The sequence below is a fragment of the Lolliginicoccus suaedae genome, from assembly GCF_008312885.1.
In the GTDB taxonomy this organism is placed as follows: Bacteria; Actinomycetota; Actinomycetes; order Mycobacteriales; family Mycobacteriaceae; genus Lolliginicoccus; species Lolliginicoccus suaedae.
Genome location: NZ_VSSO01000004.1, coordinates 217,174 through 231,114 on the forward strand (window position 1 = coordinate 217,174; position 13,941 = coordinate 231,114).

Sequence of the window (13,941 nt, forward strand, 5' to 3'; positions counted from 1 at the left end):
CCACGCACAGTACGATCACCGGTATGGCTGTTCCACATCCCACTGCGGAGAACTGTGCTGTCGTGACGGGGGCGTCGTCCGGAATCGGGATGGCCCTCGCGGAGGACCTGGCGTCGCGCGGCTACAACCTCGTGACCGTGGCTCGCCGCGTCGATGTGCTCGAGGAGCTCGCGGCGGGCATGCGCGACAAGTACGGCGTCGATGTCGATGTGCGCGGCGTTGATCTCGCCGACCGGGCACAGCGGGGCAAGCTGGCGGAGGAGATCGCGGCGCGCGATGTGGCGGTGCTGTGCCTCAACGCGGGCATCGCGACCTTCGGCCCGCTCGAGCGCCTGGACCCGGACTATGAGCGGTTCATCGTGGATCTCAACGCGGTGTCGGTGCATGACCTCGCACTGGCCGCGCTGCCCGGGATGCTCGAGCGCGGCGGTGGCGGGATCCTGATGACCGGCTCCGCTGCGGGCAACATGCCCATCCCCAACAATGCGACGTACGCGGCGTCGAAGGCGTTCGTGAACTCGTTCTCGGAGTCGCTGCGCGGCGAGCTGAAGCCGCGTGGCATCCATGTGACGCTGCTCGCGCCCGGCCCGGTGCGGCTCGATGCCCCGGAGCCCGACGATGCCTCGCTGGTTGATCGGCTGGTACCGGACTTCCTGTGGATCGATGCGCGCTACACCGCGCGGCTGTCGATCGATGGCTTGTTCCGCAACAAGATGCGCGTCGTTCCTGGCGTGCTGAGCAAGGCAATGTCCGCGGCGGGCAACTACGCGCCGCGTGGCGTGATGGCCCCGATCGTGGGCGGTATCTACAAGAAGCTCGGCGGAGAGTGAGAGGTTCATCCATGGTTTCGATGTCCGAGGCGTTCGATCTGGTGAAGGGCCTGGTGCCGATCACCAAGGCCGGGATCGTCGCACCGATGCGGCCCGACAGGCTCGGCAAGGTCGCGGCGGCGTGGTTCCGGTTCGACTTCACCCCTGGTGGCTTGATCGCGTTCGCGGCGCACCGGGGCCCCGAGCAGCCGGCCGTGATCGACGACGGCGGCACCGTCACCTACAAGCAGCTCAATGATGCCGCGGACGCGCTGGCGCGCAGTCTTCGCGCGGCGGGGGTCAAGGAGCGCGATCGGATCGGCATCCTGGCGCGCAACCATCGTGGCTTCCTGCAGGCCATCGGCGCATCGGCACGCCTCGGAACGGACCTGGTGATGCTGAACACGGGTGCCTCCGCGGGGCAGCTCGAGGCCGTCATCACCGAGCAGAAGCTCGCCTGGTTGTTCCTCGACGAGGAGTTCGTCGAGATGATCGCCGAGGACTTCGACGACTCCCGGGTCGCGCTGTCCTGGGTCGACACGGACGAGTCCGTGCTGCGCGAGGGCTGGACCACGCTGGACCGCCTCATCAATGAGGCCCCCGCCTCCGGCAGCGCCGAGGGCAAGCTGCCGTCGCGTCCCCGCCGCGGCAAGACGATCGTGCTGACCTCCGGCACCACCGGCACTCCGAAGGGCGCGCGACGGCCCGAGCCGCGCAGCTGGATGCCCGCCTCCGCGCTGCTGTCGAAGTTCCCGCTGGCGAGCTGCGAGAAGTCGTTCATCGCCGCGCCGATCTTCCACACCTGGGGCTTCGCCACGGTGCAGATCAACCTGGCGCTGCGCTCCACCCTCATCATGCAGCGCAAGTTCGACCCGGCCGACACCCTTCGCCTCGTTGCCGAGCACGGGGCAGCATCGCTGTTCCTGGTGCCGACGATGCTGCAGCGCATCATCGACCTGCCCGCCGAGCAGCGCGACGTGGACCTCTCCGCGCTGCGCGTGGTCGCCGCCAGCGGTTCCGCTATCCCTACCGCGCTGGTCAAGCGCACCCTCGACGAGCTCGGCCCGGTGCTATACAACCTGTATGGCTCCACCGAGGTCAGCTGGGCGGCCATCGCCACGCCCGAGGAGATGATGAAGCACCCCACCACCGCCGGGCGGGCACCGCTGGGCACCGTGGTGAAGATCATCGACGACGACGGCAATGAGATCCCCGCCGACACCGTCGGCAACGTGTTCGTCGGCAACGGCATGATCTTCGAGGGCTACACCCGCGACGGGGCCGAGCGCAACGTCCACGAGAAGCTCATGTCCACCGGCGATCTCGGCCACTTCAACGCCGAGGGCCTGCTCTTCATCGACGGCCGCTCCGATGACATGATCGTCTCCGGCGGCGAGAACGTGTACCCGCGCGAGGTGGAGAACGTGCTCAGCGAGATGGATGGCGTGCTCGAGTGCGCGGTGGTCGGCGTGGACGACGAGAAGTTCGGCAAGCGGCTCGCCGCCTATGTCGTGCGCAAGGACACCGAGGCAGGCAAGGCGCTCAACGTGGACAGCGTCAAGGCCGAGGTCAAGGACAAGCTCGCGCGGTTCAGCGTGCCCCGCGATGTGGTGTTCCTCGACGAGCTCCCCCGCAACGCCACCGGCAAGGTCGTTCCCCGCGAGCTGCCGGATTCCACCGAGGCCGCTTCCGAATAGCAGCCTCCGAGTAATGATCGCGAGCAACAGGCAGGGCCGGGCTTCCCACCATCGGGAGCCCGGCCCTGCCCATTGCCGCCGAACCGCCACCACGGGGCAGGTCACCCACCGTCCCCCCGCGACCTGGCATGCTGAGAGGCGTGAATGACGTGCAGGAACGACTCGTGTGGATCGATTGCGAGATGACCGGGCTCGACATCGGCGGCGACAAGCTGATCGAGATCGCGGCGCTGGTCACCGACAAGGACCTCAACGTCCTCGGAGAGGGGGTGGACATAGTCATCCATGCCGACGACGAGGCCCTCGACAACATGGTTCCCGTCGTGACCGAGATGCATCGCAACTCCGGCCTCACTGACGAGGTGCGTGCCTCCACCGTCACCGTCGCCGAGGCCGAGAAGATGGTCCTCGACTACATCCGCGAGCACGTGCCTGCCCCGCGCACCGCGCCGCTCGCCGGGAACACCATCGCCACCGATCGTGGATTCATCGCCCGCGACATGCCCGAGCTCGACGCGCACCTGCACTACCGGATGATCGACGTCAGCTCCATCAAGGAACTGTGCCGCCGCTGGTACCCGCGCATCTATCGGGGACAGCCCCAGAAGGGCCTCGCGCACCGCGCGCTCGCCGATATCAAGGAATCGATCCTCGAGCTCGACTACTACCGGCACACCGCGTTCGTCCCCCAGCCCGGACCCACCTCCAACGAGGTTAACCGCATCGCCAAGGATCTCGCCGCGGGCAAAAAGGCCGATCGAGCAGCCGATTCGGCAAACGAGCCCCCCACGCGCTAGTATCGGGGGGCCGACAGCGCGGTGAAAGCCGTGCACGTTTGGTAATGGTGGGCGTAGCTCAGCTGGTAGAGCACTGGGTTGTGATCCCAGATGTCGCGGGTTCGAGCCCCGTCGCTCACCCTCCACGAAGGCCCGGTACCCCTAGGTGCCGGGCCTTCGTCGTACCTGATGCTGTCCCAGGTATTGTCTTGTCTTGTGGCCCGCGCCGCTCCCGTGTGCCACCTCGAGACGACCCGGAAGGCCACACCATGCCACGCATCGCCTCCTCCGCTCGGGGCCTCGCCCTGATCGCAGCCTCGACCGTGCTCCTCGTCCCGGCATGCACCGACGACGCCACCCCGGGCATGCTCCCCGCTGACCGGACCGCCACCACGTCAGCGCCTGCCAACAGCGCGGAGGAAGCGACCACGGCACCGGAGACCACCAGCGCCGCCACGAGCGAACCGGCCACCAACGAGCCCGCTACCTCCGGCGGAACGAACGTCTCGGCGGGGCAGAACGGCGAGGGAAGCATCGTCATCGTGTCCGAGACGCTCGCCGGCACCAAGATCCCCGACGTCTCCTACGCGGTGGACCGGGTCGAGCCCTGCCCAGAGCAGGACGGGCCAGAGGGGGACGAGCAGCCACAAGGGCAGCGCCTGCTCGACGTTCGCAGCAACAACGCCGGCACCGCGACCGTCACCGACCTCGACCCGGGCTGCTTCTCCATCCGCTTCACCTCCGTGCCCGCGAGCTACTACCCGCTCGAGGAGGGCCCCTTCCCCGGCTCCATCGAGAATGATGGCGAGACGGGCCTGCTGCGCCTCGACTTCGCGCAGGGCCCCGCCCGCTCCGGCGAGGCCGCCGTCAACGGCACGCTGCGGCTCACGGACTCCGAGAGCGGCGACCCCATCGGTGGGCTCGGGCTGGTCCTCTCGCGGTGCGGCTCACAGATCCCGCTCGCCACTGATACCGCGGGCGAGGACGGTGCCATCCAGCTCACCCTCGCCACCACCTGCTACCAGGTCATCGGCCTGCCCGGCGGCACGGCCCCCTGCTCGGTGGACGGACCGATCGAGTTCACGCCGGACGTGGGCCGCCCGTTCTCCGTGGATGTACCGATCACGCGCTCGGCCGACCGGCCAGGAACCTGCGGGACGGAGAGCTAGCACGCCAAGCCACGGTCACGCCTCGGCGTTGCCGGCCTTCCACTGCGACCACGGGATGTTCCAGTCGCCGAGCCCGTCGAGGCCATTGAGCGTTCCGCCGACAGTGTTGCGGACCACGGCGATATCGCCGGGCTTGGTGTTGTAGTAGAACCATTGCGCGTTGGCCGGGCTCACATTCAGGCAGCCGTGGCTGACGTTGCGGCGGCCCTGGTCGGCGATCGACCACGGTGCCGAATGCACGAAGATGCCGCTGTAGGACATGCGGGTGGCCCATTCGACATCGGTGCGGTATCCGTCCGCGGAACTGACGGGCACGCCGTAGGTGGAGGAATCCATGACGATCTCGCGATGGCGCTCCGCGATGATGTAGGTGCCGTTGGGGGTCGGCGCGGAGGCCTTGCCGAACGAAGTAGGCATCGTCTTGACCACCGTGCCATTCACTGAGATGGAGATGGTCTTGGTGTAGTCGTCGGCGACGGCGATGACGGCGTCGCCGATGGTGAACTCGGCATGCTTGTCCGACTCGCCGTACAGGCCGTTGCCGAGGTCGTGGCCGTAGACATTGGCATCGACGGTGATGCGCGTGCCGGGCTCCCAGTAGTTCTCCGGGCGCCACCGCACCTCGCGATTGTTCACCCAGTAGAAAGCGCCCTCCACGGGTGGGTCCGTGGTCACAGTGATCAGGTCCTGCGCGCGCTGGCGATCCGGGATCGGCTCGTCGAACTGCACCGCGACGGGCTGGCCGATGCCTACTACCGCGCCGTCCCACGGCATCAGGTACGGCATCGTCAAGTTGCTGGGGGTGACAGTGGTGAAGGTGCTGCTCAGCTCGGAAGTACCGCCCGGGCCCATCGCGGTCGCCGCGAGCGTGTAGGTGCGCCCGTATCCGAGGACTTCCGTGGTGGTCCACGACGTGCCATCGGGCGCGATCTCGGCCTCCACGGGCTCGCCCTCGGGATTGAGCAGCTCCACGGAGTCCAGCGTTCCCTCGGTCACGGCGAGAGTGACCGGGTCGAGCGGGGCCACGCCGCTAGCGCCATCGGGCTCGGACACGCTGATGGCGGGGAGAGGCGGAGGCTCGGGCGCGCTGCTCTCGCTGGTCGGGATCGTGCAGGCGGACACCAGCGCCAGCGTTGCCGCCAGCGCGATCGCTGCGGCGCTCGACCGCCATGCTCGTCGCGAACCAAGTACTAGGGTCATGCGGTCCTCACCTCCTGATGCTCCGGGCCCACGCCGCTAAGCACGCGTACATAGGCCCTTCATGTGGCAAGTATGCGGGACTGCTCATCTGTTTTCACCCCGGGGTGGCATACGCAACAACACGTCACCAAACCCTCGGGACGCTCCCCTGCAGAGCAGCCCGGACAACGCTGGCCCCCGAGCGCGCGCCGATCGCCACCGCTCCAGCCCACCCCCGATCACACCCCCTCCCACCAGCAGATTTCCGATCGGGCGACAAACCTGTTAATGTCTTTCCCGCACCAAGAGCACGCGCCATTAGCTCAATTGGCAGAGCAGCTGACTCTTAATCAGCGGGTTCGGGGTTCGAGTCCCTGATGGCGCACTTCACGATCCCCTTCCAGGCCATGCCTGGGAGGGGATCTTCTGCTTTCCGGCCCCAGACTGGCCGCCGCACGGTCGGGAGCGCCCCCTGGTCGCGTCCACCGGCCCTCGCGCCAGGCCGCGCGACATCCCTCGCCGCAGCAACGCTGCGGGGCATCGAGCCGACCATCCTGGCGGATCCGCGAAAAGTGTCGGCGCGGACTGGTAGGCATAAAGCTGACTGTACGCGAACGTCACAAGCTGTCATCCCAGATGCCTCCACGGCGACCGCGTCCGTCCCCAGCCCGCACCAGCCCAGGAGAACCCATGGACACCCTCATCGCGCTCGTGATCGCGCTCATAGTCGGAGGCGGCGCGCCACCGGCCCCCAGCAGCCCTGCTGCCCCACCGGCCGCTCCCGAGGCGTCCGAGCCTGCGGAGGCCGAACCACGTGGCCCCGTCGTCGTGCGCCCGCCCAGCGACGTCGATGTGCCCGAATCATTCCCGAACATGCTGTGCGAGCACCTGTTCAACTGGAACTACGACCAATACCTCGAGAAGAACACCTGCTAGCCGACCTGTCGGAATGCCCGGTTCGCGCAGCTCCAAGGCACTTTCGAGAATTTTTCTGCCCCATGTCGATCCGCTCGGTCCTCGTTCGACGTCATAGTAGGAGGCACCACAGGGGTGCTTCTGGGACGGAAGGAAAGACCGATGAAGTACATGCTGATCATGCGCGTGACCGATGCCGCGATCGAGGCCTCGAAGGACGTGCCGTTCGAGGAGATCATCAACGCGATGGGCGCCTACAACGAGTCGATGATGAAGGCGGGCGTGCTGCTCGCTGGCGAAGGCCTCGCCGGGCCAGAGGAAGGGTTCGTCGTTGACTTCTCCGCGGAGGAGCCAGTCATCACCGATGGGCCATACGGGGAGACGCACGAGTTGTTCAACGGCTTCTGGATCATCCAGGTCGCGTCGAAGGAGGAGGCCGCGGAGTGGGCACGCCGCTGCCCCCTCGGTCCCGGGACGAAGCTCGAGGTACGGCGGGTCAGCGATGAGAGCGACTTCGAGGATTTCTCGGACAACGAGTACATCCAGAAGGAGGCCGGCTGGCGCGAGGAGCTCGGCACCAACTGACCGTCAGCCCCCTTACAGCCGCGGGTACTCGATCTTCGGGCAGGTGTCCATGACGACGCCGAGCCCGGCGTCCGTGGCGCGCTGGGCGGCGTCCTCGTCGATCACGCCGAGTTGCAGCCACAGCGCGGTGATGCCGAGCCGCTCCGCATTGGCGATAGCCTCGTCGACGATGCCGCCGACGCGGCGGGAGTTGACGAAGCAATCCACGACGTCGATGTGCTCCCCGTCGGGGATGTCCGAGAGGCTGGCATGCCCGTCCTCGCCGAACACGTTCTCGGCGAGCGGGTGCACGGGCACGATGCGATGCCCGAGCCGCTCCTTCATCCAGCGGGACACCCCGTGGGCGGTGCGCCCGGTGTGGGTGGACAGCCCCACCACCGCCCAGGTGGCGGGCGTCGCCAGGAGCTGGCGGATGAGAGCGGGATCATTGGTGTGGGTCGTGGTGCCGGTCATGCTTCCATTGTGGCGCAGCGAGGCGGCCAACGGTTCGAGGAACCGGCGATCCTATCCGCGCAGCCGCTGCCCGGTGGCGGTGTCGAAGAACAGCACGCTGCCGGGGCGGGGGCGGACGCGCAGGGCCTCGCCGACGGTGACGGCGGTGCGGGCCTCGACGCGTACCACGATCTCGCCGGACACTGATTCCCACTCCCCCGGCTCGTCGGGGCGGCCATGGACGAATCCCTCGGAGCCGAGTTCCTCGTGGAGGGTGACGCGCAGCGCGAGGGATTGCTCCTCGGGCACGAGGGCTAGGTCCTCGGGACGCACCCCGAGCGTGATGGAGCCAGGCGCCGATGCCGCCTCGAGCACGGCGCGCGGAACGGGCACCCGGATGCCACCGGCAACGGCCCACCCTGCCTCCACGCGGGCGTGGATGAGGTTCATGGCCGGGGAGCCGATGAAGGACGCGACGAAGGTGTTGGCGGGATCGTCATAGAGCGCGCGGGGCGAGTCGACCTGCTGCAGGATGCCGTGGTCGAGGACGGCCACGCGATCTCCCATGGTCATGGCCTCCACCTGGTCGTGGGTCACGTAGACCGTGGTGACGCCGAGCCGACGCTGCAATGCCGCGATCTGGGAGCGGGTGCTCACGCGCAGCTTGGCGTCGAGGTTGGACAGCGGCTCGTCCATGCAGAACACCTTGGGGTGGCGAACGATGGCGCGGCCCATGGCGACGCGCTGGCGCTGGCCGCCGGAGAGCTTGCCGGGCTTGCGGTCGAGCAGGTTCTCAAGGTCGAGCATGGCGGCTGCCTCGCGGACCTTGGTATCACGCTCGGCGCGCGGCACTCCGGCGTTGCGGAGCGCGAATCCCATGTTCTCCGCGACCGTCATGTTCGGGTAGAGCGCGTAGTTCTGGAACACCATGGCGACGTCGCGCTGGCGCGGCGGCAGGTGGGTGACGTCGCGGTCGCCGATGCGGACGCGGCCCGCCTCGATGGGCTCAAGCCCGGCGAGCATGCGCAGGGTGGTGGATTTCCCGCAGCCGGAGGGCCCCACGAGGACCAGGAACTCGCCGTCGTCGATGGTGAGGTCGAGCGCGTCCACCGCGGCGGTGGTGCTGCCGGGGTAGCGGTGGGTGACGCTGTCGAAGCGGATTCCGGCCATGGGCCTGGACCTCCATGCATGGGTTGCCCGGGGCGCGGCGAGGGGTGTGCCGCGCCCCGGGTCGAGGGAGATGGTCAGTTGGGCAGCTTCGGCGTGATCTGTCGGTCGATGATGCCCTGGAGCTGGTCGCGCACCCCGGGAAGCACGTCGGCAGGGTTCTCGTTGCGCAGGCCGATGCGCTCGAGACCGCCGTTGATGAACTGGTCGGAGCCGGGGACGAAGACGCGGGCGTTGTCCTGCGGGGAGGTCAGCGGCAGTTGCTCGACGGCGGTGCGGGCGTTGGGGTTGGCGTCGAGGTACTGGCGGAACTCGCCGATCTCGGAAGCGCTGGTGCGCACGGGCATGTAGCCGACGTTCTGGGAGAAGTATCCGGTGTTCTCCGGGTTGGTGATGAACTCGATGAATCGCATGGCGTTGCGCTTGCGCTCGTCCGGGATCCCGGAGGGGATGGCAAGACCGGCGCCGCCCGTGGGGCAGGAATCGCGGCCCTCGGTGCGGGGCAGGAAGGCAGTGCCGACCTCGAAGCTCGCGGCGGCCTCGATCTGGGCGAGGCTGCCGGTGGAAGCGAGGGTGGAGGCGCACAGCCCGGCACCGAAGTCGTTGGCGTTGTCGGGGCTGATGTTCGCCCAGCGTCCATCGTGGATCGTGCCACGGAACCACTCGGCGGCCTCGATGGCCTGCTCCTCGGCGATGGTGACGGTCCAGTCCCTGGAGTAGCGGCCGTCGAACGTCCAGTTGACGCCCTGGTAGTACCAGGCGAGGTACTGGGCCCCGTTGGCCCAGGAGTGGGCGGGCCGGTCGCCGTTGGCACCCACTAGATCGGGTGCCCATTCGGCCATCTCGTCCCAGGTGCGGGGGCCTCGGTCGGGCAGTCCGGCCTGCTGCCACGCGTCCCGGTTGTAGTAGAACAGCGGGGTGGAGCGGGCGTAGGGCACGGCCCACCGGTTGCCGTTGAAGGCGTAGTCGGCGAGCAGTGCCTCGACGTAGCTGCCGGTATCGACGCCGAGGTCATCGAACAGCCCGTCGAGCGGCTCGATGGTCTTGTTGATCGCGTAGTTGAACCACCACACATCGGAGAGCACCACTACGTCGGGCAGGTCTCCGCCGGCGAGGGAGGCGTTGAACTTCTGCGCCACTTCCTCGTAGTTGCGGCCCGAGGAGACGAGCTGCACGGTCAGTCCGGGGTTGGCGGCCTCGAAGCGGCGGATCAGCTCGAGCTCGGTGTCGCGCGAGGTGCCGGGATGGTTGGACCAGAACTGGATGGTGCTCGGGTCCGCGCTGCTCGTGCCGCTGCCGCCGCCAGCGCAGGCTGTGAGCGCGAGCCCCGCTGCGGCGATGCCGGTGTAGCCGAGGAATGCCCGCCTGTTGAGGGGATGGAATCCGGTCATGTGGTGTGCTCCTTCGACAGTGGGGTCAGCCCTTGACTGCGCCCGAGGTGAGGCCCTTGATCATCTGCTTCTGCAGGATGATGAAGACAATCAGGATGGGGATGGCCGCGAGGATGGTGCCCGCCATGACGGGCCCCCAGTTGGTCAGCCCTTCGTTGTTCTGCAGGAAGGTCAGGCCGACCGGGATCGGTGCCACACGATAGTCGTCAGCGATGAGGAACGGCCACAAGTACTCGTTCCATTCGTTGACGAGCGTGATGAGCGCGAACGCGACCATCGTGGGCCGGGAGGCGGGCAGGATGACCCGCCACAGCAGCATGGCGTGGCCCGCGCCGTCCATGCGGGCAGCCTCGATGATCTCCGCGGGGATCGAGAGGAAGTGGTTGCGCATCAGGAACGTTCCGAACGCCACGCCCGCCAGCGGGATAATGATGCCCTGGAACGTGTTGCGCCAGCCCAGCTCCGCGACGAGCGCATAGTTGGAGATGACGGTGATCTGGTTGGGCACCATCAGCGCCGCGATGACCGTGACGAACACCAGAGTCTTGCCCGGGAAGCGCACGAACACCAGGGCGTACGCGGTGAGGATTCCGAGAGCGAACTTGAGCGTGCCGAGGATCGTGGTGATGAGCAGGGAGTTGCGCAGGAACGTCCAGAACGGGATGAGGCTGGTCGCGTCGGCGTAGTTGTCGAGGTAGAGGCTGCCGGGCCACCACGTGACGGGCTGGGTGTAGACCTCGCCGCGCGTCTTGAACGAGGTGAGCGCGATCCACAGCAGCGGCAGCACGATGATGGCCAGCGCGACGATCATGGCGGTGTAGCCAGCGATGCGGATCCAGCGCTGGCGCCGGGCGTGGGCCGCCGCATCGTGGCCGTCGAGCACGAGCACGGTCATCGGGACTCCCCCTGGTCCATCATGCGCACCTGGACGACGGTGACGATCAGCAGCGCGAGGAACAGCAGGGTCGCGACGGTGGCCCCGTAGCCGGCCCGGAAGTTCACGAACGATTCCTGGTAGACCTGGAAGATCATCGTGGTGGTGCCATTGCCCAGCGGCCCGCCCCGCGTCATCACGTAGATGATGTCGAAGACCTGCAACGTGGAGAGCAGCACCGTGATCGACAGGAAGTACGTGGTGGGCCGAAGCTGCGGCATGAGCACCCGCCAGAAGGTGGTCCACCGGCTCGCCCCATCGATCTCCGCGGCCTCGAGGAGGTCCTGGCGCACGCCCTGCAGCGCCGCGAGGTAGATCACGAAGCTGTAGCCGAGGTACTTCCAGATGAACGTCACCGTGACCATCACCAGCGCCCACCTGGGCTCCTGGTAGAAATCGGGCGCCGGGATCGACGGAATGCCCACCTGGCCGAGCAGCACGTTGGCGCGCCGGATCAGGTCCTGGACAAGCCCGAAGCTGGGGTCGAACACGAACTGGAACGCGATGCCGATGGCCGCGCCGGAGACCACGAACGGGGCGAAGATCGCGCCACGCACGAGGTTGCGGCCCTTGAGCCGCTGGTCGAGCAGCAGGGCGAGCGCGAGACCGAGCACCATGCACCCGCCGACCGCGAAAACGGTGAACAGCACGGTGTTCTGCACGATCGTCCACGAATCGCCGCGGGTGAACCACTCGCGATAGTTGTCGAGGCCGACGAACACCAGATCCGGTGACGCGAGGTTCCAGTCGAACAGCGACAAGCGGAAGTTGTCGATCAGCGGCCGGTAGGTGAACAGCGCGAGCAGCAGCAGGTTGGGCCCGGCCAGGACGACGAAGAGCAGGTAGTCGCGCCACGGCCGTCCCCGGATTCCGCGCTGGCCGGTCGCGGGCAGCACTCGTTCGGTCGTGGAGGTCACCCGGCTGATCGTGGCCCAGCCGCCTCAACGGGGGATGAATGCCGGTGAACGCGTCCATGACCGCATGGTGAAACCGCCTCGCGACGGCAGCGCGCGATGAGTTCCTGGTCCCGGTCGGGTCAGTATTGGTGAGTGGAAGACATCGCGGTGTGTCCCTTGCCACAGCGCGCGCGATGGAATATAGTTCCACTTGTTCGAACATTTGTTCGAGTCCGGGCCACCCCGGAAACAGGCCGCTCCGGAAGCACGCGGCCCCCGCATCACGTCGAGCACCAGGCACGCATCACCGAGAGGACCCCACCATGAGCAGCAACTCCCCCACCGTCACCCCGTACCTGACCATCAAGGGCGCCGATGCCGCGATCGCCTTCTACAAGGACGTCCTCGGCGCCACCGAGGAGCTCCGCCTATCCATGCCCGACGGCTCCGTGGGCCACGCCGAGCTCGCGATCGGCAACGGCAAGATCATGCTCGCCGAGGAGAACCCGGACTGGGGCAACCTCAGCCCCGTGGCGCTCGGCGGCTCCCCCGTGACGATCGCCTTGAGCGTCGAAGACGTCGATGCCGTGGTCGAGAAGGCCGTCGCGAAGGGCTCCACCTTGCAGATGCCGATCCGCGACGAGTTCTACGGCGAGCGCGTCGGCGTGATCACCGATCCGTTCGGCCACGCCTGGCACATCTCCACCCACATCGAGGACGTCAGCGAGGCCGAGCTGCACAAGCGCATGGCCGCGATGTTCGAGAGCGCCGAGTAGCCAGCGCGGCTCCCCGCCCTCCAGCCTGCCGCTGAGCAGCACCCTCCCCCGAACAGCCTGGGGTGCCGCGCCAACCCTTGCTCCGAGCCCCAACCCGGAGCGGCGCGGCACCCCGGGCCCCTTTCCTGCCGGAAACCCCTGGCGTACCGGCACCCTTCGCGGATGACGGGCTGGTGGGCGGACGGGTGCCCAACGGCCCGGCGACAGGTTCGCGCCAGATCTGCTGGTCGCCAAAATCTGCTTCGCGCCAAATCTGCTGGTCAATGTCACGTTCCTAAGCCCGTGTCGCGGCGTGTCGCGTGACAATAGCTAGCAGATTCCACGTCCGCCTCGCGCCCGGTGGATGCGCGTCGGCGACCAACGCAAACCGGCAACCAGCTCGAACCAGCTATCGGGCCGTCGAGCTATCGGGCCGCGGCGTGGGCGAGCGCGGATTCCGTGCGGCATCCCACGATCGCCGGAGCCTCCTGGATCAGGTCGTCGTTGACCAGAGCCTCGACCATGAACAGGGCGAAGTCGATGCGCCGGGTGATGTTGCTCGCGAGGATGGGATCGCCCACATGGCGGCTCCAGGCGGGAAGGCCCTGGCTCTCGCCCTCCTCGAGGTCGCTCCCGCGCACCACTGTCCACAATGCGTCGCTGGCGAAGACGAGGTTGCAGGCTTTCACCTGGTCGCGGATGTCCGCCATGCGAACGAGGCGAATGATGACCGTCGCGGCAGCGAGCATGGCGCGGAAGGTGCGCGAGTACACGTCCTTGCCGTCGCGGGTGATGTGCCAGCCGCACGAGAACACCAGGCGCGCGCCCGGTCCAGCATGGTCGAGCACGGCCCGGGCGGTGCCACTCGCATAGTCGTGCACGCCCCACGGGACCAGCACCACGAGAACACCATCGCATCCGGCGACGGCCTTCTTGATGACGTCCCGATCATCGGTGCGTCCCGGAATGACGGTGATGCAGCCCGCGAACTCATCGAGCTTGCCGACGCTCTCGGGGCGGCACACTCCAACGACCTCGTATCCGCGCTCGAGAGCGTGGCGGATCATGTACTTCCCCAGCTTCCCCGATGCACCGACGATGCATACCTTATGGATCTCTCGTGACGACATTCGTGGCTCCTTCTCCCATGCCCAGCAACCTTTGCCTTACGTCGTAAGATACGCCTTATGGCGTAAGGTAGTCAATGGTTGATCGTCGCCACCCCGAGAGGAGCAC

General features: G+C 67.4%; 14 protein-coding genes and 2 tRNA genes. 9 read left to right on the forward strand and 7 right to left on the reverse strand.

Translation table 11 applies throughout. The features are described from left to right. Window positions 1–23 precede the first annotated feature (23 nt). The 5 genes from cmrA (at window position 24) to FXO18_RS12800 (ending at window position 4,451) form a co-directional block, all read left to right on the forward strand. Window positions 24–830 (forward strand): mycolate reductase, encoded by an 807-nt coding sequence (gene cmrA / locus FXO18_RS12780; protein WP_149361508.1) that lies wholly within the window; start codon window positions 24–26, stop codon window positions 828–830. 11 nt (window positions 831–841) lie between these two features. Then, window positions 842–2,506, forward strand: coding sequence for an AMP-binding protein (locus FXO18_RS12785; protein ID WP_149361509.1), 1,665 nt, complete (start codon window positions 842–844; stop codon window positions 2,504–2,506). 149 nt (window positions 2,507–2,655) lie between these two features. After that, window positions 2,656–3,303, forward strand: a complete 648-nt coding sequence (gene orn / locus FXO18_RS12790; RefSeq protein WP_149361741.1) for an oligoribonuclease — start codon at window positions 2,656–2,658, stop codon at window positions 3,301–3,303. Window positions 3,304–3,349: 46 nt separating this feature from the next. Continuing rightward, window positions 3,350–3,424, forward strand: a tRNA-His gene (locus FXO18_RS12795). A gap of 127 nt (window positions 3,425–3,551) precedes the next feature. Next, window positions 3,552–4,451 carry a hypothetical protein gene (locus FXO18_RS12800; protein ID WP_149361510.1) on the forward strand — a complete coding sequence of 300 codons (900 nt, stop codon included), beginning with the start codon at window positions 3,552–3,554 and terminating at the stop codon, window positions 4,449–4,451. A 15-nt stretch (window positions 4,452–4,466) separates the two neighbouring features. Here FXO18_RS12800 and FXO18_RS12805 read toward each other — a convergent pair whose 3' ends face one another. Continuing rightward, on the reverse strand, window positions 4,467–5,651 hold the full coding sequence (locus FXO18_RS12805) for a L,D-transpeptidase (protein WP_149361511.1): 1,185 nt from the start codon (window positions 5,649–5,651) through the stop codon (window positions 4,467–4,469). A gap of 291 nt (window positions 5,652–5,942) precedes the next feature. Here FXO18_RS12805 and FXO18_RS12810 point away from each other — a divergent pair. From FXO18_RS12810 to FXO18_RS12820, 3 genes are all read left to right on the forward strand, one after another. Continuing rightward, window positions 5,943–6,015: transfer RNA gene (locus FXO18_RS12810), tRNA-Lys, on the forward strand. 305 nt (window positions 6,016–6,320) lie between these two features. After that, complete coding sequence (locus FXO18_RS12815) at window positions 6,321–6,566, forward strand: hypothetical protein (RefSeq protein ID WP_149361512.1); 246 nt, start codon at window positions 6,321–6,323, stop codon at window positions 6,564–6,566. A gap of 141 nt (window positions 6,567–6,707) precedes the next feature. Further along, window positions 6,708–7,130 carry a YciI family protein gene (locus FXO18_RS12820; protein WP_149361513.1) on the forward strand — a complete coding sequence of 141 codons (423 nt, stop codon included), beginning with the start codon at window positions 6,708–6,710 and terminating at the stop codon, window positions 7,128–7,130. Window positions 7,131–7,142: 12 nt separating this feature from the next. Here the strand turns inward: FXO18_RS12820 and FXO18_RS12825 are convergent, their stop codons facing one another. From FXO18_RS12825 to FXO18_RS12845, 5 genes are all read right to left on the reverse strand, one after another. Continuing rightward, window positions 7,143–7,583: a CoA-binding protein gene (locus tag FXO18_RS12825; RefSeq protein ID WP_149361514.1), complete on the reverse strand. Its 441-nt coding sequence runs from the start codon at window positions 7,581–7,583 to the stop codon at window positions 7,143–7,145. A 51-nt stretch (window positions 7,584–7,634) separates the two neighbouring features. Beyond that, entirely contained in the window at window positions 7,635–8,732 is a 1,098-nt protein-coding gene (locus FXO18_RS12830; RefSeq protein WP_149361515.1) for an ABC transporter ATP-binding protein, read from the reverse strand. A 74-nt stretch (window positions 8,733–8,806) separates the two neighbouring features. Next, the gene (locus FXO18_RS12835; protein WP_149361516.1) at window positions 8,807–10,120 is read right to left on the reverse strand and encodes an ABC transporter substrate-binding protein; all 1,314 of its coding nucleotides are present in this window, start codon (window positions 10,118–10,120) and stop codon (window positions 8,807–8,809) included. A gap of 25 nt (window positions 10,121–10,145) precedes the next feature. After that, window positions 10,146–11,015 carry a carbohydrate ABC transporter permease gene (locus tag FXO18_RS12840; protein WP_149361517.1) on the reverse strand — a complete coding sequence of 290 codons (870 nt, stop codon included), beginning with the start codon at window positions 11,013–11,015 and terminating at the stop codon, window positions 10,146–10,148. Then, complete coding sequence (locus FXO18_RS12845; protein WP_149361518.1) at window positions 11,012–11,971, reverse strand: carbohydrate ABC transporter permease; 960 nt, start codon at window positions 11,969–11,971, stop codon at window positions 11,012–11,014. Before FXO18_RS12845 ends, FXO18_RS12840 begins: the two co-directional genes overlap by 4 nt. 302 nt (window positions 11,972–12,273) lie before the next feature. On the opposite strand from FXO18_RS12845, the gene FXO18_RS12850 reads away from it, so the two are divergent. Next, window positions 12,274–12,726, forward strand: a complete 453-nt coding sequence (locus FXO18_RS12850) for a VOC family protein (protein ID WP_149361519.1) — start codon at window positions 12,274–12,276, stop codon at window positions 12,724–12,726. 404 nt (window positions 12,727–13,130) lie between these two features. Here the strand turns inward: FXO18_RS12850 and FXO18_RS12855 are convergent, their stop codons facing one another. Continuing rightward, window positions 13,131–13,835 (reverse strand): NAD(P)-dependent oxidoreductase, encoded by a 705-nt coding sequence (locus FXO18_RS12855; protein ID WP_149361520.1) that lies wholly within the window; start codon window positions 13,833–13,835, stop codon window positions 13,131–13,133. Between the last annotated feature and the right edge of the window lie 106 nt (window positions 13,836–13,941).